Consider the following 21064-nt stretch of genomic DNA (forward strand, 5'->3'; position numbering starts at 1 on the left):
GCGCGCCCCGGCCCGCCCCGCCCGCGGGCGCGGCCGCGGGCGCCGGCGGCGGCCTGGAGGACGGTCGAAGGCGGCGCTGATGCGGTCGGCCAGGTCCTGGAGCTTGCGGGGGCGGAGGCCGCCGGTGGGGCGGGGGCCGAGGAGTTCGGTGAGCAGGGCGTCGTGCTCCCGCGCCGACCAGGGCAGCCCGCCGTGGCCCATCTCGGCGGCGACCAGCGCGCCCACCGACTCGGCCGCGGCGAGCAGCGCGAAGCCAGGTAGGCCGGCGACGGCCTGCTGCTGGGCGGCGTGCACCGCGACGACCTGGGCGATGTCGTCGGCGGGGCCGGCGCCGCCGGGGTCGTCGTCGAACAGCGACGGCTGGGCGGGCTCGCCGCCCGGCGGCGGGCGGTCGGGCGGGACCGGTTCGCCGCGCAGCCGCGCCCACGCCGCGGGCACCGAGCGCGGCTCGCCGTACCGTCCGGCATGGCCGAGCAGGAGGCTCTCCACCAGTTCGAGGTCGTGGCAGCGGGCCACCCGGACGCCCGCGCCGAGCAGCCGCGGGTAGAGCCGCGCGGTGGACGGCCACACCCAGCGCGGCGCGGCGGCGCGCTCCTGCTCGGCGATCGCCGCGGCCAGGTCGGGGACGGGGCGTGCGGGGGCGGCGGGCGTGCCGTCCTCGGCGAGCGTCCGCAGCGTTCCCCCGCTGCCGGGACCGGCGGCCACCGCGATCCTCACCCGCCCATTCTGCCGCCGCCCACCGACAGAACCCCGGGCACGCCGGAACCCCTCCGCGGCGGGTGATCCGCGAAGGGGTTGCGGTGTGATCTCTCAGCGGGGGCCAGGGCCGTAGCCCCGATGCGATCGGCGGCTCAGGCGACCAGCGAGACCTGCTGGCCGGCCGGGGTGTCGCCGTAGCGGTCGACGACCTTGTTCAGCTGGATCTGGTAGTACAGCACGCCGAAGCCGATGATGCCGAGCAGGAAGCCGATGCCGCCGCTGCAGCTCGGCTGGAGGCCGGCGGCGCGCTGGGCCTGGGCGATGCGGCCGCCGAGCTTGACGTACATGACCAGGGGCCAGATGCCGAGCGTGATGGCGCCGAACAGCATGGACAGCAGCGCGTTGGTGGCGGCGTTGTCGATGCGGCGGTCGTACTGGTGCAGCTCGTCGTGGACCTTGAAGAACCAGACGAGGCCGTAGATTCCGAAGGTGATGAGGGGGAGGCCGAGCCAGGCTCCGACCGGGTTGCGGCGCTTCATGTTGTTGCCCGCGCCGACGGCGGCGGGCGCGCCCTGCTGTGCGGGGGCGGGGACGTTGCCGCCCTGGTAAGGCTGCTGGGCCTGACCCTGACCCTGCTGGGGGTAACTCATCGAGTTTTCGCTCTTCCTGTGGGACGCGGTCGTTTTCCGGCCGACCGTCCGTAACCGTTCACCCGTGGGGTTTGAGGGATGACTGTAACGGGATCCGACCACGTCGAGCGCACAAAACGCCGATTGTGGACACATTCCCGGCCGGCGGGCTAGCGCAGCGGGATGGTCACCTCGTCCTCGCACGGCGGCGCCGCCTCGTGGTCGCCGCAGCCGGTCGCGGCGTAGCAGCGGATCCGGAGCCGCGACTCCGTCACGTCCAGGCGCAGGAAGCTCTTGAAGAACGGCGGCCTGTCCCAGTCGGCCAGTTCCGAGCGGAAGCGCTGCGGGAGCCGGTGCACCGGCAGCCGCAGGAACCGGGGGCGGCGTCGGCCGTCGCGCGGGACGCCGAGGACGGACGCGACGAAGCGCGCGCGGCGGGACGGCCGCGCGTCCCCGGCCGGCTTGTAGCCGCGCCCCGGCCGGATGCCGAGCCGGTACCGGACGGCGGCGGTGGCCTCCTCGGGGGTCAGCTCGAACAGCTTCGGCAGCCGCAGCCAGCGCCCGTACAGCTTGCTGTAGCGCGACAGCGAGTCGCCGCGCAGCGGGTAGCAGCGGAACTCGTTCTCCTCCACCGCGTGCGTCCGGGGGATCGTGTGGGTGGCGTGCATGAACGCGCCGCCGCCGCCCGAGACGATGTACTGGATCGTCCGGCCGTCGCCGGTAGGCACCGGGTAGCGCTGGTAGTTGTGGATGTCGCCGCCGATCGCGGCGACGTAGTGGTGCGCCGGGTCGCGGACGATCTCGTCGACCGTCCCGCCGCCCTCGATGGGCCCCGGCCGGTGGTCGTCGTCCACGTACAGGGGCTTTCCGGTCACCAGCAGCTTGGGTTTGGGGCCACCGGAGACCGCGCGCAGCCACCGGCCCTGGTCGCGGTCGAGGCCGCCGGTGATCCCGGTGTCGACGCCGATGATGCGCAGCGACGGCGTGTCGATCGCCCAGTACGGCCCCGGCTGGACGCCCTGCTGGCCGGGCGCGCCCCGGAACGTGCGGCGGGCCTCGGCGAGGGCCTCCGGGTCGATCGTGCCGGAGTGGCGCCACAGCAGCCGCGGCACGAACGCGAACAGGCCCCGCCAGGGCGGCGGCGAGCAGTCGGCGTCCAGGTCGCAGAACACGTGCAGGAAGCCGCGCAGCCCGTCGTACCAGTCGTGGTTGCCCGGGACGGCGTAGATGGGCGCCGGGTAGTCCTTGTACGGGCGGAAGAACTTCTCCGGGTACTGGCCCCCGTCCCCCGTCGGGTAGATCACGTCGCTGGCGACGATCATGAAGTCGGTGCCGGCGGCGGCGTGCAGCAGCGGCGGCACGACGGCGTACTGCGACCGGTCGCCCTCACCGGTGTCGCCGAGCAGCGCGAACGAGAACTCCGGCGCCGACCGGTGCACGGTGAACGCGGCCGGGGTGCCGCGCTCGCGCAGGGCGGCGACGCAGCGCCGCCGGATCGCGTCGGACGGGTCGCCGAAAAGCCGCGCGAGCACGTCGTTGCGGGACCGCCACAGCACCGCAGGACGCCGCCAGGAGAAGTCGGGGACCCGCGCCGGCAGCAGCTCGTTGAACGTGCCGGGTCTCCCGCAGCTCCAGCCCGCCCCCTCCTCGGACGTGCGCGAGTTGTCGGGCGCGGGGGGAACCTCGGACACAGAATGCCTCCGGCTGCGGTGAGGGAATCCTCAAAGCCTGTCCGGAGGCGATCTCCGCGTCAAGCCGGGCGGCGGCCGTCCCGCCCGGCCCCGCACCGGGCCGGTGCGGGGGTGCGCGTGGTGGACGCCGGCGTCACCCCCAAGGACGCCGGCGCCACCACGTCCGGGGCGGCCGCGGGCATCATGAGTCCCCCCAGAACGGCGAGCGTGCAGTCGCCTCTCATGATGCCTCCGCAGACGGCCCCAAGGTCCCGAAAGCGGGACGTAACTGACGCTATACGGAGGGCCGTAATGGTGGCGTAAACCAGCCCAAACGCCGGGCCAAAACCTCAGGGGGCGAGCACCCGCAGCGCGCCCGGCATGATCTTCGCCGTGACCGGCAGGACGCCCGGCAGCTCGCCGTCCGCCCCGTACGGGAGCCTGCGGCCGGGCGGCCCGGCCAGCTCGATCCGCACCTCCCGGCCGCGCATGACCTCCACCTCGGGGCGCCGGACGTGCGACCCGTCCGCCAGCTCGCGCATCACAGCGAAGAACAGCGTCCGCGGCGCCTTGCGGATGAGGACGACGTCGAGCAGCCCGTCGTCCACGCGCGCGTCCGGGGCGATGTGCTTGCCGAACCCGTAGTAGCCGGAGTTCGCCGCGACGACGGTGTAGCCCTCGCGCCGGTGCCGCTCGCCGTCCACGGTGATCAGGTAGTCGGCGTGCCGCCAGGACAGGACCGCCCGCAGCGCCCCGGCGTAGTAGGCGGCGGAGCCGCGCAGCAGCCGCGTCCTGTTGGCGTTGTCGTTGGCGATCGCGTCAATGCCCGCGTAGACGCTGCCGAGGACGGGCGTCCCGTTGGCCTCGATGGTGTCCACCGCGCGCGGCTCGCCGTCGAGCAGCAGCGGGGCGAGCTCCGCCGCGCCGGACGGGACGCCGAGCTGCCGCGCGAAGTCGTTGCCGCGCCCGGCCGGGACGATGCCGAAGACGGCGCCGGTCCCCGCCAGGACCCCGCCGACGCAGCCGACCATGCCGTCGCCGCCGACGCCGAGCACGACCCGCCCGGCCCCGGCCGCGGCGCGGGCCAGCCCGGCGGCGTGCTCCATGCTCCGGCTGTACTCGACGTCGAGCTCGGCGCCCGCCTCGCGCAGCAGCCTGCCGAGCGGCATCAGGCCGGACGCGGACGCGGAACCGCCCGCCGCCGGGTTGACGATCGCGGTGAACGCGCGCATGGCGGCTACTCCTCCGGGGCCGGCGGGACGAGGACGCCCGGGTTGAGGATCCCGGCCGGATCGACCCGGTCCTTGACCGCGCGCAGCACGGCGGCGCCCAGCGGCCCGATCTCCGCGGCGTACCAGTCGCGGTGGTCGGTGCCCACCCCGTGGTGGTGGCTGATGGTCCCGCCGGCCGCGATGATCGCGTCGCCGGCCGCGCGCTTCGCGTGCGCCCAGTGCTCGATCGGGTCGTCCCCCTGCGCCGACACGACGGTGAAGTACAGGGACGCGCCGGTCTCGTAGACGTGCGAGATGTGGCACATGACGAGCGGCGGCGTGCCCGCCTCGGACAGCGTGCCGGTCAGCGCGCCCCGCACGGCCTCGTACAGCCCCGGGACGTCCGACCAGAACGCGGCGGTCTCCAGCGTCTCGGCGAACGCGCCGACGTCCAGCAGGGAGTCGCGCAGGTAGGGGGCGTTGAAGCGGCCGTGCTCCCACTTCTCGCCCGGCGCGGCGCCGAGCGGCTCGCCGCCGGCGGCGCCGAGCACCTCCGCGGCCCCGGCCCGGCGAGCGGCCACGTCGCCCGGCGTCCCCTCGAACCCCACCACGGCCAGACACCCGGCGGAAGCACCGTCCGCCAGCCCCCGCCCACCACCATCCAAAGGACGAGCCCCGCTCGACGCCCCCTGGCCGATGGCGGAGGGGTCGGCCAGGCCGACCATGGTCTCGGTCTCGTCCGACAGCCGCAGGACCGTGGGGAGCGGGCCGTCCTGGGCGAGCCGGCGGAGCGCGGCGGCGCCCGCGGCGAACGACGCGAACCGCCAGCCCTCGTACTCCCTGGCCCGCGGGACGGGCCGGATCCGCACGGTGACCGAGGTGATCACGCCGAACGCGCCCTCCGAGCCGAGGACGAGCTGCCGCAGGTCGGGCCCGGCGGCGGACTTCGGCGCGCGGCCGACGTCGAGCGCGCCCGCCGGCGTCGCCACGGTCAGGCCGACGACCATGTCGTCGAACCGCCCGTACCCGGCGGACGCCTGCCCGCTGGACCGCGCCGCGGCGAACCCGCCGATCGACGCCCACTCGAACGACTGCGGGAAGTGCCCGAGGGTGAAGCCGTGCTCGGCGAGCAGCGCCTCCGCCGCCGGCGCGCGCAGGCCGGGCTGCAGGACGGCGGTCCGGGAGACCTCGTCGATGGAGACGAGGCGGTCCATGCGCCGCAGGTCGAGGGCGATGAAGGCGTCCACGCCCTCGGGCGCGAGGCCGCCGACCACCGAGGTGCCGCCGCCGAACGGGACCACCGCGATCCGCTTCCCGGCGCAGACCTCCAGCACCGCGAGGACCTCGTCGTGCGAGCCGGGGAGCACGACCGCGTCCGGCGCGTCGGAGGTCTCGCCGGCGCGGGCGCGCAGCAGGTCGGGCGTCGACTTGCCGCGCAGGTGCCGGATCCGCGATTCCGCGTCGGCGCGGACGTTGCCGTCCCCGACGATTCCGGCGAGCGCGGTCAGGTCGCCGCCGGAGAGCCGGGGCGCGGCGACCTTCACCGCCGCCAGGGCGGCCGGCGGCGCCGCGGCGGGCCGCACCCCGAGCAGGTCGCGCAGCAGCCCGGCCGTCGGCTCGGGCAGCGGCTCGGCCCGGGCCGGATCCCCCCAGCCGCTCCACAGCATGTCCCGCGTCTCCACGCCGCCTCCCTCTCCACCCGCTCCATCGGCCTTGTGCTTACACTGTGACACATGACGTCGAATCGTCACAACAGGCCGGCGGCACGGACCGCCGACGACACCGTGCTCGACGCGGCGCGCGACTGCGTGCTGGCCGTCGGGGTGCGCCGGACGACGCTGACCGACATCGCCCGCCGCGCGGGCGTCTCCCGGATGACGCTGTACCGCCGCTGGCCGGACGTCCGCACGATCGTCGCCGACCTGATGACCCGCGAGTGGACCGGCATCGGCGAGGCGCTGCAGCCGCCCGACGACGGCCGCCCCGTCCGGCCCCGGATGGTGGACGGCCTGGTCACCGGCGTGCGCACGTTCCGCGACCACCCCCTGCTGCGCAAGATCATCGAAGTGGACCCGGAGCTGCTGCTGCCCTACGTCCTGGACCGCTGCGGCGCCAGCCAGCTGGCGTTCCTGGCGTGGTTCGAGGAGGGCGTCGCGGCCGGGCACGCCGACGGGACGGTCCGCCCCGGCCATCCCGCCCGGCAGGCGCGGGCGCTGCTGCTGGTCGTCCAGTCCTACGCGCTGTCGGCGCCGACGATGATCGACGACGCCGACCCCGACCTCGGTCCCGACGCCTTCGACGCCGAACTCCGGCACGTCCTGGACCGGATGCTCGCGCCCTGACCCCGCCCGACCCATCGCCCCCGCCGGACGGCGGCGGCGCGTACGGAGGAGCCCTGATGACCGGACCGGAACCGCGGACGTCGCTGAACGCGGCGCGCCGCGAACGCGAGCTCGCCGCCCTGCCGGACGAGGTGGTCGACGTGCTGGTCGTCGGCCTCGGCGCGACCGGGGCCGGCGCCGCGCTGGAGGCCGCCTCGCGGGGCCTCACGGTCGCCGCGGTCGACGCGCACGACCTGGCGTTCGGCACCTCCCGGTGGAGCTCCAAGCTGATCCACGGCGGGCTGCGCTACCTCGCGTCCGGGCAGGTCGACGTGGCCCACGAGAGCGCGGTCGAGCGCGGCGTGCTGATGCGCCGCACGGCCCCGCACCTGGTGCGCGCGCTCCCGTTCGTCCTGCCGCTGACCCCGCTGGTGTCGCGCGGGCAGGCGGCCGTCTCGCGCGGCGGGATGCGCGCCGGGGACCTGCTGCGGCTCGCCGCGCGCACCCCGCGCTCGGTGCTGCCCGGCCCGCGCCGGCTGTCGGCGGTCGAGACGCTGCGGCTCGCGCCCGCGCTGCGCCCGCACGGGCTGCGCGGCGGGCTGCTGTCCTGGGACGGGCAGCTGTGCGACGACGCGCGCCTGGTCACCGCGCTCGCCCGGACCGCCGCCGGGCACGGCGCCCGCGTCCTCACCCGGTGCCGGGCGGTGCGGCTGGCCGGCGACGGCGCCCTCGTCCGGGACGAGCTGACCGGGCGGGAGTTCACCGTCCGGGCGCGGGCGGTGCTGAACGCGGCCGGCGTCTGGGCGGGCGGCCTGATGGACGGGGTGCGGCTGCGCCCGTCGCGGGGCACCCACCTGGTGCTGCGGGCCGAGACGCTGCGGGGGCTGTCCGCCGGGCTGCACGTGCCGATCCCTGGCGGCGGCGCCCGGTTCATGCTGGTCCTCCCCCAGGGCGACGGCCGGGTCTACGTGGGGCTCACCGACGAGCCGGCCGACGGGCCGATCCCGGACGTGCCGGAGCCGACCGAGGCCGAGATCGGGTTCCTGCTCGACGTGCTCGGGTCCGCCGTGGACGTCCCGGTGCGCCGCGCGGACGTGATCGGCGCGTACGCCGGCCTGCGCCCCCTGCTGGACGTGGGGAACGGCCGCGACACCGCCGACATCTCCCGCCGCCACGCGGTGCTGACCTCGCCGGACGGCGTCGTCACGATCGTCGGCGGCAAGCTCACCACCTACCGGCGGATGGCGCAGGACGCCGTGGACGCCGCCGTGCGCGCCCGCGGCCTCACCGCGGGCCCGAGCCGGACCGCCCGCCTCCCGCTCGTCGGGGCGGCCCCGCGGGCCCGGCTGGACGTGCTCGACGCGCCGCCCCGCCTCGTCCACCGGTACGGGACCGAGGCGCCGCTGCTGACCGCGCTCGGCAGGGAGGATCCGGCGCTGCTGGAGCCCGTGCTCCCGAACCTGCCGGTGACCGGGGCGGAGCTGGCCTGGGCCGTGCGGCACGAGGGCGCCCTCGACGCGGGCGACCTGCTGGACCGCCGCACCCGGATCGGCCTCGTGGACGCCGACCGCGAGGCCGCGCTGCCGGCCGCGGAGGCCCTGCTGCCCCGCGCGGCCCTGCACTGAGCGCGGTTCGCTGAGACCTCCGTCACCCCTCCCGCATCACCCCACCTGGTTTGACGGCGACCCGTTAGGTTACCCTTACCTAATCGATTGAAGATCGGCCGGGGGGATCATTTGACGGGCGGCAACGGCTGCGGGCACTGCCCCGGCAGCCACACGGGCGAGCGGCCGTGCCTGGGGAGCGCGACCGCGAAGGCGCGCGCCTGGCTGCTGGTCGAGCACCCCGGCCCCTGGCCGGAGAACGTCACCGACCTGCCCGGCCCGGATCCGGTGGGCGACGCGGTGCGCGCCGCCAAGCGGGCCGGCGTCCGGCCGCAGCTGATCCGGCGGCCGGGGCGCCGCCGGGCCACCCCGCCGGTCCAGGTCTACGCCGCGTTCTCGCGCGGCGCCGAGGTCTGGATGGAGGGGCGCGAGCTGGCCGACCCGGCGGAGCTGGCCGCGCTCGACCTGGCCGCGCTCGCCGCGGGCCGGTCGCCGGGGCTCGGCGGGCCGGTGGCCGAGCCGGTGCTGCTGGCCTGCACGCACGGGCGGCACAACGCCTGCTGCGCGCGCACCGGGGCCCCGCTGGCCCGCGCGCTCGCCACGCGTTTCGATCGCCTCGTCTGGGAGACCACCCATGTAGGCGGCGACCGATTTGCGGCGAATTTGGTGTGTCTTCCCCACGGGCTCTACTACGGCGACCTCGGCGAGACCGAGGCCGTGCGGGCCGTGGACGCCTACCTGCGGGGCGAGGTCGTCCTCGACCGGTTCCGCGGCCGGGCCGGGACGCCCGAGCCGGCGCAGGCGGCCGAGCATTTCGTCCGGGCGCACACCGGACTGCGCGGGCTGGACGAGGTGACCGTCGCATCGGTCACCGGGACATCGCGGTACGAAGCGGTCGTTGTCGCGCGGCAGAGCCGTTACCGGGTGGCCCTGGAGGCCGTCCAGCAGTCCGATCCCTGCGGGCCGGACTGCGGGGAGAACCTGCGAACCCATGTTGTTAGGGAACTCACCCTTCTCAACGAGGCGGCCCTCGTGTAATCTCCTTGAGGCCCCATTCGAGGGCCTCCGTGTCGCACGTCCCCAGGTTTCCGGAGTAACCGGACGGGGAACAGAGCGGCAACTCCAGACGTTGGAACATTCGGCGCTTCTGACTCAATGTCACCTGAAGCACGTCGAGCGTCCATGTCCCGATTTTGTTCGAAACCAATCAAGGTGGGTGTTCCATGGCTCAGGTACGTCGGCAGGCAAACCTCCCTCGTCCCAGCTGGGGCTGGCAGGACGCCGCGGCGTGCCGGGGGGAAGACCTCGTCCTCTTCTTCGGTCCCGACGGCGAGCGCCAGCCCGAGCGCGAGATTCGCGAGCGCAAGGCCAAGCAGATCTGCATGGGCTGCCCGGTCCGCACGGAGTGCCTGGACTACGCGGTGTCCAGGCCCGAGAAGTACGGCACGTGGGGCGGTCTGAACGAGGACGAGCGCGCGTCCGAGCGCCGTCGCCGGATGCGTCGCGCCAACGCCGCCTGACCGAGCGCGAAGGCCGCCGAAACGCTCCCGTCGCAATCCCCGGCACGCCACCTGAAAACGACACGGCCCCGCACTGCGGGGCCGTTTGCGTTGCCCCGGCCCGGCCTTCTCCCGGCCGGGCCGGTGTGCGGAGTCACATCTGCATCACGGCATGGTCACATCGGACCACGACAATCCCGCGGACGCCTTTTACCGCAAAGGGCTCCCCGACGTGGCCCTTTCACGAAAACCCGCCGCACACCATTTCCCCGCGACCCCGCCCACCCGCGACCCGGCTCACCCCGGACCCGGCTCAGCCCGGACCGGGCTCACCCCGGACCGGGCTCACCCCGGACTGCCGCCCGGGTCGCGTGCGGCGCGCGCGAGCCAGGCCGTCACGTCCTCGTCGGTGAGCTGGTCGAAGTCGCGGTACCACTGGCCCACGGCGCGGAACTCCCACGGCGCCGCAGGGACGACCGCGTCGTCCACCTCGGCCTCCAGCGCGCGGACGGTCTCCGCGGCGCCCACCGGCACCGCCAGCACCAGCCGGGACGGCCCGCGCTCGCGCGTCGCCCGCACCGCCGCGCGGGCGGTGCCGCCGGTCGCGAGCCCGTCGTCCACCACGATCACCGGGCGCCCGGCGACCTCGGGCAGCCGGCGGCCGCCCCGGTAGGCCGCCACGCGGCGGTCCAGTTCGGCGCGTTCGGCCGCGACCGTGGCGGCCAGGTCGTCCTCGCCGAGCCCGAGCCGGGCCAGCAGCTCCCCGTCGAAGACCGGGGAGCCGCCCTCGGCGACGGCCCCGACGCCGAGTTCGGGCTGCGGCGGGTACCCGATCTTGCGGGTCACCAGGACGTCGAGCGGGGAACCGAGCCGCCGGGCGACCTCGTAGCCGACGGGCACGCCGCCGCGCGGCAGCGCCAGGACGGCCGCCCCGTCCAGCCCCAGGGGGACGAGGCGTTCGGCGAGCACGCGGCCCGCCTCGGCGCGGTCGGTGTAGGGGAGCCGGACGGTCTGCGCCCGCTGGAGGTCCTCCCGCGCGGATCTGTTCCGGGACATGGGGACACCCCCTTCCGGGGGAACCCCTACCCGGTCACGCCCCGGTGAGCCACCTCAGCGGGTTGTCGCGCAGGATCGCGTCCAGGGTGGCGTCGTCGGCTCCCGCGGCCCGCAGCGCGGGCAGGAACGTCTCGAAGAGGTACCCGAAGCCGGTGCCGCCGTAGCGGGCGATCTGCGCCATCCGGGAGACGCCGGTGCTCAGCAGCACCCGGTCGGCGTGCCCGGCCTCCAGCAGGTCCATCACGCAGCGCACGCGGCGCCCGACGGCGGCGTGGTCCTCGCCGGCGAGGCCGAGCGTGCCGAACGACACATAGCCGCCCGTCTCGGCGATCTTGCGGTGCTGGCCGGGGTCGTCCACCCGGTCCTGCTGGCCGACCGCGACCCGCTCCGGGGCCAGCCCGGCGGCGCCGAGGATCTCCAGCTGCGCGAGGCCCGCCCGGCCGTAGGTCGCGACGGACAGCCCGGAGTAGCGGGCGGCCCGCGCGGCGGCGCGCAGGCACAGCTCCTCGGCCTCGGTCGGGGCCTCGCCCCAGGTGCCGATCTCGCCGATGACGCCGGGCAGGCAGTTGGTGCCGTCCATGCCGAAGCCGACCTCGGCGAGCAGCCGCTCGGCGAGCCGCTCCACGCCGGACGGGCCGTCGGGGCCCGATCCCGCGGCGAGGGTCTCGCGGACGAACGCCGGGTGGAACGGCTCGGTGAACACGCCCGTCCCGGCGACCACGGCCACCCGGGCGCCGGCGCTGATCCGGGCGAGCGCGGCGGCGTTGCGGCCCATGCCCGAGCACGTCAGGTCGACGACGAGGCCGAGGCCGTGCTCCTTGCGCAGCGCGGACAGCTCCCGCTGGACGCCCTTCTCCTCGTCCAGCCAGCGGCCGGGGTCGGAGTCGACCAGCTGGGGGCGGGCCGGCCAGCGCAGGTCCATCTGCAGGTGCTCGTGGGAGAGCACCGGCCCGGTGATGTCCGACGTCGCGATCGTGCCGGTCACGGTCCGCAGCCGGCGGGTCTCCTCACTGGGGGTCATGACACGCGAGGTTACGACATGTTTAGCCTATTCAGAGCCGGATTCGGGTTTGTTTTTACCCGCGCTCCCCTGGTCGCGGGGCCCCTGGTCGGCCTGCGCCTCCCGCACGGCGCGCGCACGGGCGGTGTCGCCGCTCGGCCACAGCCGGTCGATCTCGGCGTTCAGCGCGGCGCCGATCAGCACCGCGAGCGCCGCCACGTACAGCCAGGCGAGCACCGCGATCGCGGCGGCGAGCGACCCGTACACCGACACGCCGCTCAGCGACCCGGCCAGGTAGAGCCGCAGGCCGGCGCTGCCGAGGATCCAGATCAGCAGCGCCAGGACGGCACCGGCCACCTCGCGCCACCAGGACGTCCGCACCGGGACGCTCATGTGGTAGAGCAGCGCGAGGAAGAGGATCGACAGGATCACCACGACCGGCCAGTACAGCAGTTGCACCGCCGGCGCGCTCTCCGGCAGCGCCTGCCGCACCAGCGCCGGCCCCGCCACCAGCATCGGGATGACGATCAGCATGACCAGCAGCCCGATCAGGTACAGCACGAACGCCCGGGTGCGGGTGCGGATCACGCCGCGGACGCCGGACAGGCCGTAGGAGATCGTGATCGTGTCGACGTAGACGTTCGTCGCCCGCGACCCCGCCCACAGCGAGATCAGGAAGCTGACGGACACGATGTCGGGGCTGCCGCCGCGGATCACGTCGTCGATCAGCGGGACGACGACCGTGTCGACCGCGGGGCCGGTCAGCACCGTCCGCGCCTGCTCGATCACCCAGGTGCGGATCTCGGCGACGGTGTCCGCGCCGAACAGGCCGCGCAGGTGGCCCATCGTGCCGATCAGCCCGATGACGAGGGGCGGCAGCGACAGCAGCGCGAAGAACGCGGCCTCGGCCGCGAGGCCGGTCACCCGGTAGCGGAACGCGCCGACCGCGGTGCCCTTGATCAGCAGCCAGCAGAACCGGCCCGCGGTGCGCGCCGCCGACCGGGCCTGCGCGTACAGCCGCCCGCGCAGTTTCGGGCGGGGGCCGCGCGGGCCCCGTTCGGAGTCGGAGTCCCCGGCCGAGGGGACGCCCTCGGCGTCGGAGACGGTCGTCACACCGCCCCACCGTAGAGCGTTACGCGCCCGGAACATGCCGCATCGCCCATTTCAGTGGTCCGCTCCGCGCGTCGCACGCCGATCGCCTCCCCCGTCCGGCCGTCCCGCGGGCCGTCTCGCGGGCCATCGCGCGGGCCGTCTCGCCAGGGTCCCGCGCCCCCGTCCGTCCCCGTGCCCATACCCGGTTGGACGGCGCGGAACGTCGTCCGGACCATGATCAACGAGTGCATTCGCCGCGATGGGGGACAATGGAGACATGATCTGCCCGCCGTGCCGAGAGCGCCGCCACGAGGAGTGCCGCGGCGGTTCCTGGTGCGACTGCCAGCATCGGCCGCCGCCCGCGACGCCGGAGGAGCGGCGCGGAGCCGGGCGCCCGGAGGGCGCGGACGCCGAGCCCGGGGTGAATTGGCGGCGGCAGGGATGACGCATGTCACGTGTCCGTATCCCGGACGCAACTGGACAGTCCGCGAGACCTCGTGTCAGAGTTCGAGTATGACTGCCGCGGACCCGTTGCTGGCCAAGCGCCGCCACGTGGACTTCCAGCGCGTCCGCAGCGCGATCTGTCGGTGACGCCCCGACCACGCCCCCTGCTCAGCGGGCGCGTGGTGCATCGGCGACACCTTTGACCTGATCCTGCTCAGCGTTGAGCCGGCCGTCCAAGACTGCCGGTGCGCTACGCGTCCCTCACGACCAACAGATGAGGACGCGCGCCGTGCCACCCGCGATCAAGCGTAAGAAGGGCGAGGGCCAGTGGGCCCTCGGCTACCGGGAACCCCTCAACGCCACCGAGGAGAACAAGAAGAACGACGACGGGCTGAACGTCCGCCGCCGCATCATCGACATCTACTCCAAGCAGGGGTTCGACTCGATCGACCCGTCCGACATGCGCGGCCGGTTCCGCTGGATGGGGCTGTACACCCAGCGGCGTCCCGGCATCGACGGCGGCAAGACCGGCGCGCTGACGGACGAGGAGCTCGAGGACCGCTACTTCATGATGCGGATCCGCATCGACGGCGGCCAGCTCAGCGGGCCGCAGCTGCGGACCATCGCCGACATCTCCCGCAACTACGCGCGCGGCACCGCCGACATCACCAACCGGCACAACATCCAGCTGCACTGGGTCGGCATCGAGGACGTCCCCGCGATCTGGGAGGCGCTCGCCGCCGTCGGGCTGCACACCACCGAGGCGTGCGGCGACGTGCCGCGCACGATCATCGGCTGCCCGCTGGCCGGGATCGCCGCCGACGAGGTGATCGACGCGACGCCGCAGCTCCGCGAGATCCACGACCGCTACATCGGCTCCCCCGAGTTCTCCAACCTGCCGCGCAAGTACAAGACGGCAATGTCGGGCTGCACCTCGCACTGCACCGTCCACGAGATCAACGACATCGCGTTCGTCGGCGTGGTGAACGAGGAGGGCGAGACCGGCTACCAGGTGTTCGCCGGCGGCGGGCTGTCCACCAACCCGATGTTCTCCCAGAGCCTCGGCGTGTTCGTGAAGCCCGAGCAGGCCCACGAGGTGTGGCACGGCGTCACCTCGATCTTCCGCGACTACGGCTACCGGCGGCTGCGCGGCCGCGCGCGGATGAAGTTCCTGGTCAAGGACTGGGGCATCGAGAAGTTCCGCGAGGTGCTGGAGAAGGAGTACCTCGGGTACGCGCTGCCGGACGGCCCCGCGCCCACCGCCCCGGACGTCCACCGCGACCACCTGGGCGTCCACCCGCAGAAGGGCGGGAACTTCTACGTCGGGTTCGCGCCCCGCGTGGGCCGGCTGAACGGGGAGCTGCTCGGCGTCATCGGCGAGCTGGCCGACCGCTACGGCTCGGGCCGCGTCCGCACCACGCTCGAACAGAAGATGATCATCCTGGACGTGCCGGCGGAGCACACCGAGGCCCTGGTCGAGGCGCTCGCCGAGCACGACCTGCAGGCCCGGCCGTCCACGTTCCGGCGGCACATGATGGCGTGCACCGGCATCGAGTACTGCAAGCTCGCGATCGTCGACACCAAGCAGCGCGCCATGGACCTGATGGACGAGCTGGAGAAGCGGCTCCCGGAGTTCGAGCACCCGCTGACCATCAACATCAACGGCTGCCCGAACTCCTGCGCCCGCGTCCAGGTCGCCGACATCGGCCTCAAGGGCCAGCTGGTCGTGGACGAGAACGGCGACCAGGTGGAGGGCTTCCAGGTCCACCTGGGCGGGCGGCTCGGCCGCTCGTTCGGCAAGAAGGTCCGCGGGCTGAAGACCACCTCGTCCGGGCTGACCGACTACGTCGAGCGGGTCGTGCGCAGGTTCGACGAGCAGCGCGCCGAGGGCGAGACCTTCGCCGACTGGGCGGGCCGCGCCGACGACGCCGACCTCAAGTGAGCGGGACGGACATCGCATGAGCGAGCGCATGGCGCCGTTCTACTGCCCCTACTGCGGCGAGGAGAACCTGGAGCCGGTCGAAGAGCACGGTTCCTGGTTCTGCCCCGACTGCCTTCGATCCTTCACGCTGAAGTTCCTCGGTGTCGGAGCCCCCCGCACCGCGAGCAAGGAGATCCCTCGGTGACTCTTCTGGAGACCGACCGGCCGACCCTTGATCTGGAAGACATCGTCGAATCGGCCGCCGCCGCGCTGGAGGGCGCGCCCACGCTGGAGGTCATCCGGTGGGCCGCCGCCACGTTCGGCGACCGCATCTGCCTCACCTCGTCCATGTCGGACGCGGCGCTGATCCACCTGGTGTCGAAGGTGAAGCCCGGCATCGACGTCCTGTTCGTCGACACCGGCTACCACTTCGCCGAGACGATCGGCACCCGGGACGCGGTCGAGGCCGTCTACCCGGTGAACGTCATCAACGTCACCCCGTCCCGGACGGTCGAGGAGCAGGAGGCCGCGCTCGGCCCCCGGCTGTTCGGCCGCAACCCCGACCTGTGCTGCCACCTGCGCAAGGTGGAGCCGCTCGGCCGCGCGCTGGAGGGCTACATGGCCTGGTTCAGCGGCATCCGCCGGGACGAGACCGCGAGCCGCCGCGACCGCCGGGTCGTCGAGTGGGACCGCAAGCGCGGCATGGTCAAGGTCAACCCGATCCTGGACTGGTCCCAGGAGGACATGGACAACTACATCGAGGACAACGGGGTGCTGGTCAACCCGCTGCACTACGACGGCTACCCCTCGATCGGCTGCGCGCCGTGCACCCGTCCGGTGGCGCCCGGCGAGGACCCGCGCAGCGGCCGCTGGGCCGGGCTGGGCAAGACCGAGTGCGGTATCCACCTGTGAGCGCTCCCCCGATGGTCGCGGTCGCGCACGGGAGCAGGGACCCGCGCGCCGCCGCGACCGTCACCGCGCTGCTCGGCGCCGTCCGGGCGCGCCGCCCGGACGTGCCCGTGCACGCCGCGTTCCTCGACCACGCCGCCCCGGCACCGGACCGGCTCCTGGACACCCTGGCCCGCAACGGCCACGGTGCCGCGGTCGTGCTGCCGCTGCTGCTCACCGCCGCCTACCACAGCAAGACCGACCTCCCGGGCGCCCTGAACCGGGTGCGCGCCCGGCATCCCCGCCTGCGCCTGCGGACGGCGGGCACGCTCGGCCCCCATCCGCTGCTCGTCCGGGCCCTGGAGCGCCGCCTGTCGGACGCGGGCGTCGACCCCGGCGACCCGGACACGGCGGTCGTCCTGGTCTCGGCGGGCTCCAGCGACGCGTCCGCCAACGCCACGATCGCCCGGCTCGCGCTCGAGTGGCGCCCGCGCGGCTGGTGGGACGTCGTCCCGGCGTACGCGTCGGCGGCCGGCCCGAAGCCGGGCGAGGCCGTGGCGGCGCTGCTGGAGGCGGGCGCCCCCCGCGTCGCGGTGGCGTCCTACTTCCTGGCGCCCGGCTACTTCACCGACAAGGTCGGCAAGGAGACCCGCGCCGCCGGCGCGTCCGCGGTCTCCCCCGCGCTGGGCGCCGCCCCGGAGGTAGCGGACCTGATCGTCCGCCGCTACGAAGAGGCGCGCGAGACGCCCCGCACCGCCACCGCCGTCTAACCCGTCGAGCCGGCGATTCGCGTCGCGGCGGCCGGGTATGCGGGGTGCCATGAAGGGCGAGGATCTCGGGCATGAACCCGAAGAGACGCACGACCGCGAGTTCGCGCCGGTGACCCACCGCTCCGACGCCCGCGGCCGCACGGTGCCGGACGGCGAGGAGACGAGCGGTACGGGCACGCCCGGCGTGCGGTACGAGCATCCCGACACGCTGCCGCCGGACGAGGCGGGCGTCCGGGAGGCCGAGCGGGGCGACGACAGCCGCTGAGGCTACGTGCCGTCCTTCCACCACTCGGCGATGGCGCGGCGGACGGGCGCGTGGTGCTCGTCGTCGACGATCTTGATGTCGCCCATCACGGCGGTCGCGGTGACCCGGACCACGGGCACGCGGGCGCCGGGGTGCGGGTCGCGGACGTTGACCTTCCGGACGCCGAGGAAGTTGTGGCCGGTCAGCTCGACGCTCACCCCGTCCGGGACGATGATCTTGACGTCGCCCATCACGGCGGTCGCGGAGATGCGGACCTCACCGGTCGTGACCTGCGCGCCGCGCAGGTCGAGCACGACGTCGCCCATCACCGACACCGCCTCCAGCGGCCCGTCGATGCGGCCGACGATGCGCTCCTTGCAGTCGCCCATGACGGCGCTGAACCGGCGCTTCACCTGGATGGGCGCGGGGTTCGCGCCGGGGGCGCCCATGCCGGGCAGGTCCGCGGTGATGCGCTCGAGGTCGCCGCGGCTCACGGCCGCGTAGGCGGCCTCGGTGCGCTTGGTCAGCTCCTCGAAGGTGAGCCGTCCCTCCACCGAGGCGATCCGCAGCCGCTCGACCGCCGCCTCCCGCTCGGCGTCGGAGGCCCGGACGGCGCCGGGCGCGGTCCGGGCGTCGCGGGGTCCGGGGACCGGCCGGTCGGGCCGCGCGTCCTGCCGCCGGGCCGGCGGGCTGCCGGGGCAGGGCCGCTCGGGCTGCGGGCTGGACTGACTCATATCTCGAAGGTATGCCCCCGCCGCGGCACGACAATCCGCCGGGGGAACGAGATCGTCCCACCCCTTCAGGAGGATGGACCTCCGGCCCCGGTCCAGGCATGATCATCTGCCGTCCGAACGTTGTTCTGTATCCTGCACGGCAACGGCGTGAACATGCGCGGACGGAATGCGGAGGGCGGCACGGTGACGCACGAGGTGGTCAATCAGGTTCCCCCGCTCACCGGGCACGACGTGGCCGACGATGCCGTCCTGCTGGACGGGCTGGCCCGCGAGGGCGCGGCCTGGGCCGAGCCCGAGGTGCGCGGGCTGGGCCGCCTGGCCGGCACCGAGGAGGCCCAGGAGTGGGGCCGCCTCGCGAACGAGAACCCGCCCGTCCTGCGCACCCACGACCGCTACGGGCACCGGATCGACGAGGTCGAGTTCCACCCGGCCTGGCACGAGCTGATGACCGTCGCGGTGACGCACGGCCTGCACGGCTCGGCCTGGGCCGACCCCCGCGAGGGCGCCCACGTCGCCCGCGCCGCGAAGTTCTACACCTGGCGCGTCGACGCCGGTCACGGCTGCCCCGTCTCGATGACGTACGCGGCCGTCCCCGCACTGCGCCAGTCCCCCGCGCTCGCCGCCCAGTACGAGCCGCTCCTCGCCAGGCCCGAGTACGACTTCGGGCTGCGCGCGCCGCTCACCAAGAACGCGCTGCTCGCCGGCATGTCGATGACGGAGAAGCAGGGCGGTTCGGACGTCCGCGCCAACACGACGCAGGCCGCGCCCCAGCCCGACGGCACCTACCGGCTCGTCGGCCACAAGTGGTTCACCAGCGCCCCGATGTGCGACGTGTTCCTCACCCTGGCCCAGGCGCCGGAGGGGTTGACCTGCTTCCTGGTCCCCCGCGTCCTGCCGGACGGCACCCGCAACCCCTTCCGCCTGATGCGCCTGAAGGACAAGCTCGGCAACCGGTCCAACGCGTCCGCCGAGGTGGAGTACGAGAACGCGGTCGCCTGGCGGGTCGGGGACGAGGGCCGCGGGGTCCGCACCATCATCGAGATGGTCAACATGACCCGGCTCGACTGCGTGATCGGCGCGGCGGCCGGGATGCGGTACGGCGTCACGGCCGCCGCCCACCACGCCGCGCACCGCAGGGCGTTCGGGAAGTACCTGATCGACCAGCCGCTGATGCGCAACGTCCTCGCCGACCTCGCGATCGAGTCCGAGGCCGCCACGGCCACGATGCTGCGCCTGGCCGGCGCCACCGACCGCTCGGTGCGCGGCGACGCGTCCGAGACGGCCTTCAAGCGCCTCGCCCTCGCCGTCAGCAAGTACTGGATCTGCAAGCGCTGGCCCGCGCACGCCGCCGAGTCCCTCGAATGCCTGGGCGGCAACGGCTACATCGAGGACTCCGGCATGCCCCGCCTGTTCCGCGAGTCCCCCCTCAACTCCATCTGGGAGGGCTCCGGCAACGTGGCCGCACTCGATCTCCTGCGTGCGATCCTCCGCGAGCCGCAAACGCTGGAGGCGTTCTTCGACGAAGTCGAACTCGCCCGAGGAGCCGACCCGCGCCTGGACGCCGCCGTCAAGGAGGCCAAGGACGCCTTCACCGACACCGCCACGATCGAGTTCCGCGCCCGCCGCGTAGCCGAGCGCCTGGCCCTAGTCCTGCAGGCATCCCTGCTGGTCAGACACGGTCACCCGACCGTAGCCGACGCCTTCTGCGCCACCCGCCTGACCGGCGACTGGGGCGCCGCCTACGGCACCCTCCCCCCAGGCGTGGACGTCGCCCCGATCATCGACCGCGCGACGCCCAAACTCGGCTGACCCCACCCCCAAGATCCGCAATCAGCGCCCCAGCAAGCCGCCTCACCAGGCCGCTCACGACCACCCCCAGCAAGATCATCCGCTAGTGAACTCGCTAGCGGCAACTGCCGCATCGCGCCAACGGCATCCAGCGCACCTTTGCGCTTACCCATTGCTCAGTTACACTGTGTAATCACAAGGCCGCGCCTGCCGAAGGCGACGTCAGCTCAGATCGAGCAGCATGCTCGTACTCACGGGACTCCCCACGGCGGCTGCGTTCTTCGAATCAGGTCGCAGTCGATGGCAATGGAGCCGCGGCGGCGTGGTTGCACACGTCGGTGATCTTGCCGGAGGCCGGGGGCCGATCACCATGTACAGGGCCACGGCTCATCCCCAGATGGCCTGCCTGTCGAGCCAGGCCAGGACCTGTTCGAGTTTCTGCTCGGCTGGAGCCGGCCAGACGGTTGTTATACACGCCCCGCCCACGAGCACGCCCCCTTTCTGGCGCAGGAAGGTCCGTTTCTCGGCGCCACCTGTACCGCAGGCCGTAGACCCTCGGATAGAAGGCGGCTGTAGCCCCTGACCTACTAACGTAGCCAGTAGATGGGGTTGGTGGATGAGTGGCGGGGTCGGCGGGCTCGTCACAGCGCTCGCGGGCCGGGTGATGCGGGGCTTCGACGTGGCGCGGCGGCACGCCCGGGTTCTCACCCGCGCGGGCCACCGTGCCGCTGTGACACACCTCCCGCGGATCGGTGCGCGAGGTATCGTCTGGTACGACGGATGCGTAGTAGTTCGAGGGGAAGGACGTCGATGGCGCTCGGCAGTCTGGAGTCCGAGATCATGGACGTTCTCTGGGGCGCACAACGGCCATTGACCGTCCGCGAGACATTGGACGCGCTCAACAACGACCGGACACCACCGTTGGCCTACACCACCGTGCTCACCGTCATGAGCCGACTGGCCGAGAAGGGCGCCCTGACCCGCACTACCCGCGGGCGCGGCCACGCCTACGAACCGGCCGCCGCCGACGAGGCCGCTCTGGCCGTGCAAGGCGTACTGCGCACCTACGGTGACGCGGCGGTCAGCCATTTCCTCGACCAAGCGGCCACCGACCCGGCCCTCCGGGAGCGCCTCCAAGCGCTGCTGGAGAAGGACTCATGACAGTCCTGCCGAGGGACACCGGCAACCGCGCGTTCTGGACGCCGGTCGGGATTTCGCCAGCTCTCCGCTTCCTCGTGGCCTACGGGGTCTGCTGCCTGGCGATGGTGATCTGGATGTCCGTCCGAGACGGTGGCATCACTACCCTCTGGACGTCCCGCCCCGACCTGATCCCGGGCGCGCTGCTCCTCATCCTGACCAGCATCGGCTCACGGATCCGCGTGATCGCCACGCCCCTTCCGTTCGCGCTCCGGTTCGTGGCCAGTCCTAAGGCGTGCCGTGCCAGCAGGGCAATCGCGCCAAGGACGACCGGGAACGCGATCGGGCTGTAGCGCC

The 21064-nt window shown here is 73.8% G+C and carries 20 protein-coding genes and 1 pseudogene; 12 read left to right on the forward strand and 9 right to left on the reverse strand.

What is annotated here, in order from left to right; translation table 11 throughout:
• The 5 genes and pseudogenes from ABZ806_RS22490 to ABZ806_RS22510 form a co-directional block, all read right to left on the reverse strand.
• A pseudogene (locus tag ABZ806_RS22490) lies at nt 1-717 on the reverse strand (bifunctional 3'-5' exonuclease/DNA polymerase); the annotation flags it as partial.
• Nucleotides 718-851: 134 nt separating this feature from the next.
• A complete protein-coding gene (locus tag ABZ806_RS22495) occupies nt 852-1349 on the reverse strand; it encodes a DUF4234 domain-containing protein (RefSeq protein WP_500219313.1) in 498 nt (165 codons plus the stop codon).
• Nucleotides 1350-1498: 149 nt separating this feature from the next.
• Nucleotides 1499-3019 (reverse strand): metallophosphoesterase family protein, encoded by a 1521-nt coding sequence (locus ABZ806_RS22500; protein WP_500219314.1) that lies wholly within the window; start codon nt 3017-3019, stop codon nt 1499-1501.
• Nucleotides 3020-3348: 329 nt separating this feature from the next.
• Nucleotides 3349-4230 carry a diacylglycerol/lipid kinase family protein gene (locus ABZ806_RS22505; protein WP_500219315.1) on the reverse strand — a complete coding sequence of 294 codons (882 nt, stop codon included), beginning with the start codon at nt 4228-4230 and terminating at the stop codon, nt 3349-3351.
• Nucleotides 4231-4235: 5 nt separating this feature from the next.
• Nucleotides 4236-5876 carry an FAD-binding oxidoreductase gene (locus ABZ806_RS22510; protein WP_500219380.1) on the reverse strand — a complete coding sequence of 547 codons (1641 nt, stop codon included), beginning with the start codon at nt 5874-5876 and terminating at the stop codon, nt 4236-4238.
• Between the two features lie 66 nt (nt 5877-5942).
• Here ABZ806_RS22510 and ABZ806_RS22515 point away from each other — a divergent pair, with 66 nt between their 5' ends.
• From ABZ806_RS22515 to ABZ806_RS22530, 4 genes are all read left to right on the forward strand, one after another.
• A complete protein-coding gene (locus tag ABZ806_RS22515; protein WP_500219316.1) occupies nt 5943-6551 on the forward strand; it encodes a TetR/AcrR family transcriptional regulator in 609 nt (202 codons plus the stop codon).
• A gap of 56 nt (nt 6552-6607) precedes the next feature.
• Entirely contained in the window at nt 6608-8155 is a 1548-nt protein-coding gene (locus tag ABZ806_RS22520) for a glycerol-3-phosphate dehydrogenase/oxidase (RefSeq protein WP_500219317.1), read from the forward strand.
• 111 nt (nt 8156-8266) lie between these two features.
• Entirely contained in the window at nt 8267-9172 is a 906-nt protein-coding gene (locus tag ABZ806_RS22525; RefSeq protein ID WP_500219318.1) for a ferredoxin family protein, read from the forward strand.
• Between the two features lie 185 nt (nt 9173-9357).
• Nucleotides 9358-9654 carry a WhiB family transcriptional regulator gene (locus tag ABZ806_RS22530; protein WP_021600082.1) on the forward strand — a complete coding sequence of 99 codons (297 nt, stop codon included), beginning with the start codon at nt 9358-9360 and terminating at the stop codon, nt 9652-9654.
• Nucleotides 9655-9978: 324 nt separating this feature from the next.
• On the opposite strand, the gene ABZ806_RS22535 is transcribed toward ABZ806_RS22530, so the two are convergent.
• From ABZ806_RS22535 to ABZ806_RS22545, 3 genes are read right to left on the reverse strand one after another with little or no spacing between them, the layout of a single operon-like run.
• Nucleotides 9979-10689 (reverse strand): phosphoribosyltransferase, encoded by a 711-nt coding sequence (locus ABZ806_RS22535; protein WP_500219319.1) that lies wholly within the window; start codon nt 10687-10689, stop codon nt 9979-9981.
• A 34-nt stretch (nt 10690-10723) separates the two neighbouring features.
• A complete protein-coding gene (locus ABZ806_RS22540; protein ID WP_500219320.1) occupies nt 10724-11710 on the reverse strand; it encodes a phosphotriesterase family protein in 987 nt (328 codons plus the stop codon).
• Between the two features lie 27 nt (nt 11711-11737).
• Entirely contained in the window at nt 11738-12802 is a 1065-nt protein-coding gene (locus ABZ806_RS22545; protein ID WP_500219321.1) for a YihY/virulence factor BrkB family protein, read from the reverse strand.
• A gap of 697 nt (nt 12803-13499) precedes the next feature.
• On the opposite strand from ABZ806_RS22545, the gene ABZ806_RS22550 reads away from it, so the two are divergent.
• The 5 genes from ABZ806_RS22550 to ABZ806_RS22570 are packed head-to-tail and all read left to right on the forward strand — an operon-like array spanning nt 13500 to nt 17069.
• On the forward strand, nt 13500-15167 hold the full coding sequence (locus ABZ806_RS22550) for a nitrite/sulfite reductase (RefSeq protein WP_500219322.1): 1668 nt from the start codon (nt 13500-13502) through the stop codon (nt 15165-15167).
• A gap of 16 nt (nt 15168-15183) precedes the next feature.
• Nucleotides 15184-15351, forward strand: a complete 168-nt coding sequence (locus ABZ806_RS22555) for an Insertion element protein (protein ID WP_500219323.1) — start codon at nt 15184-15186, stop codon at nt 15349-15351.
• Nucleotides 15348-16058: a phosphoadenylyl-sulfate reductase gene (locus tag ABZ806_RS22560; protein ID WP_500219324.1), complete on the forward strand. Its 711-nt coding sequence runs from the start codon at nt 15348-15350 to the stop codon at nt 16056-16058. Before ABZ806_RS22555 ends, ABZ806_RS22560 begins: the two co-directional genes overlap by 4 nt.
• Before the next feature lie 11 nt (nt 16059-16069).
• Nucleotides 16070-16804: a sirohydrochlorin chelatase gene (locus ABZ806_RS22565; protein WP_500219381.1), complete on the forward strand. Its 735-nt coding sequence runs from the start codon at nt 16070-16072 to the stop codon at nt 16802-16804.
• 49 nt (nt 16805-16853) lie between these two features.
• Nucleotides 16854-17069, forward strand: coding sequence for a hypothetical protein (locus ABZ806_RS22570; protein WP_500219325.1), 216 nt, complete (start codon nt 16854-16856; stop codon nt 17067-17069).
• 2 nt (nt 17070-17071) lie between these two features.
• On the opposite strand, the gene ABZ806_RS22575 is transcribed toward ABZ806_RS22570, so the two are convergent.
• The gene (locus ABZ806_RS22575; protein WP_500219326.1) at nt 17072-17782 is read right to left on the reverse strand and encodes a DUF1707 SHOCT-like domain-containing protein; all 711 of its coding nucleotides are present in this window, start codon (nt 17780-17782) and stop codon (nt 17072-17074) included.
• Between the two features lie 153 nt (nt 17783-17935).
• On the opposite strand from ABZ806_RS22575, the gene ABZ806_RS22580 reads away from it, so the two are divergent.
• The 3 genes from ABZ806_RS22580 (at nt 17936) to ABZ806_RS22590 (ending at nt 21060) form a co-directional block, all read left to right on the forward strand.
• Nucleotides 17936-19591, forward strand: a complete 1656-nt coding sequence (locus tag ABZ806_RS22580) for an acyl-CoA dehydrogenase family protein (RefSeq protein ID WP_500219327.1) — start codon at nt 17936-17938, stop codon at nt 19589-19591.
• A 789-nt stretch (nt 19592-20380) separates the two neighbouring features.
• Nucleotides 20381-20731: a BlaI/MecI/CopY family transcriptional regulator gene (locus ABZ806_RS22585; RefSeq protein WP_500219328.1), complete on the forward strand. Its 351-nt coding sequence runs from the start codon at nt 20381-20383 to the stop codon at nt 20729-20731.
• Nucleotides 20728-21060: a hypothetical protein gene (locus ABZ806_RS22590; protein WP_500219382.1), complete on the forward strand. Its 333-nt coding sequence runs from the start codon at nt 20728-20730 to the stop codon at nt 21058-21060. The genes ABZ806_RS22585 and ABZ806_RS22590 overlap by 4 nt, the downstream gene beginning before the upstream one ends.
• Nucleotides 21061-21064: the final 4 nt, after the last annotated feature.

The organism is Spirillospora sp. NPDC047418 (assembly GCF_040643275.1).
GTDB lineage: Bacteria > Actinomycetota > Actinomycetes > Streptosporangiales > Streptosporangiaceae > Spirillospora.

Coding starts and splice junctions, on each gene's coding strand:
- ABZ806_RS22495 (WP_500219313.1), bottom strand. CDS start 1,349: ATGAGTTACCCCCAGCAGGGTCAGGGTCAGGCCCAGCAGCCTTACCAG.
- ABZ806_RS22505 (WP_500219315.1), bottom strand. CDS start 4,230: ATGCGCGCGTTCACCGCGATCGTCAACCCGGCGGCGGGCGGTTCCGCG.
- ABZ806_RS22510 (WP_500219380.1), bottom strand. CDS start 5,876: ATGCTGTGGAGCGGCTGGGGGGATCCGGCCCGGGCCGAGCCGCTGCCC.
- ABZ806_RS22515 (WP_500219316.1), top strand. CDS start 5,943: ATGACGTCGAATCGTCACAACAGGCCGGCGGCACGGACCGCCGACGAC.
- ABZ806_RS22520 (WP_500219317.1), top strand. CDS start 6,608: ATGACCGGACCGGAACCGCGGACGTCGCTGAACGCGGCGCGCCGCGAA.
- ABZ806_RS22530 (WP_021600082.1), top strand. CDS start 9,358: ATGGCTCAGGTACGTCGGCAGGCAAACCTCCCTCGTCCCAGCTGGGGC.
- ABZ806_RS22535 (WP_500219319.1), bottom strand. CDS start 10,689: ATGTCCCGGAACAGATCCGCGCGGGAGGACCTCCAGCGGGCGCAGACC.
- ABZ806_RS22540 (WP_500219320.1), bottom strand. CDS start 11,710: ATGACCCCCAGTGAGGAGACCCGCCGGCTGCGGACCGTGACCGGCACG.
- ABZ806_RS22550 (WP_500219322.1), top strand. CDS start 13,500: ATGAGGACGCGCGCCGTGCCACCCGCGATCAAGCGTAAGAAGGGCGAG.
- ABZ806_RS22555 (WP_500219323.1), top strand. CDS start 15,184: ATGAGCGAGCGCATGGCGCCGTTCTACTGCCCCTACTGCGGCGAGGAG.
- ABZ806_RS22565 (WP_500219381.1), top strand. CDS start 16,070: ATGGTCGCGGTCGCGCACGGGAGCAGGGACCCGCGCGCCGCCGCGACC.
- ABZ806_RS22570 (WP_500219325.1), top strand. CDS start 16,854: ATGAAGGGCGAGGATCTCGGGCATGAACCCGAAGAGACGCACGACCGC.
- ABZ806_RS22575 (WP_500219326.1), bottom strand. CDS start 17,782: ATGAGTCAGTCCAGCCCGCAGCCCGAGCGGCCCTGCCCCGGCAGCCCG.
- ABZ806_RS22580 (WP_500219327.1), top strand. CDS start 17,936: ATGCGCGGACGGAATGCGGAGGGCGGCACGGTGACGCACGAGGTGGTC.
- ABZ806_RS22585 (WP_500219328.1), top strand. CDS start 20,381: ATGGCGCTCGGCAGTCTGGAGTCCGAGATCATGGACGTTCTCTGGGGC.
- ABZ806_RS22590 (WP_500219382.1), top strand. CDS start 20,728: ATGACAGTCCTGCCGAGGGACACCGGCAACCGCGCGTTCTGGACGCCG.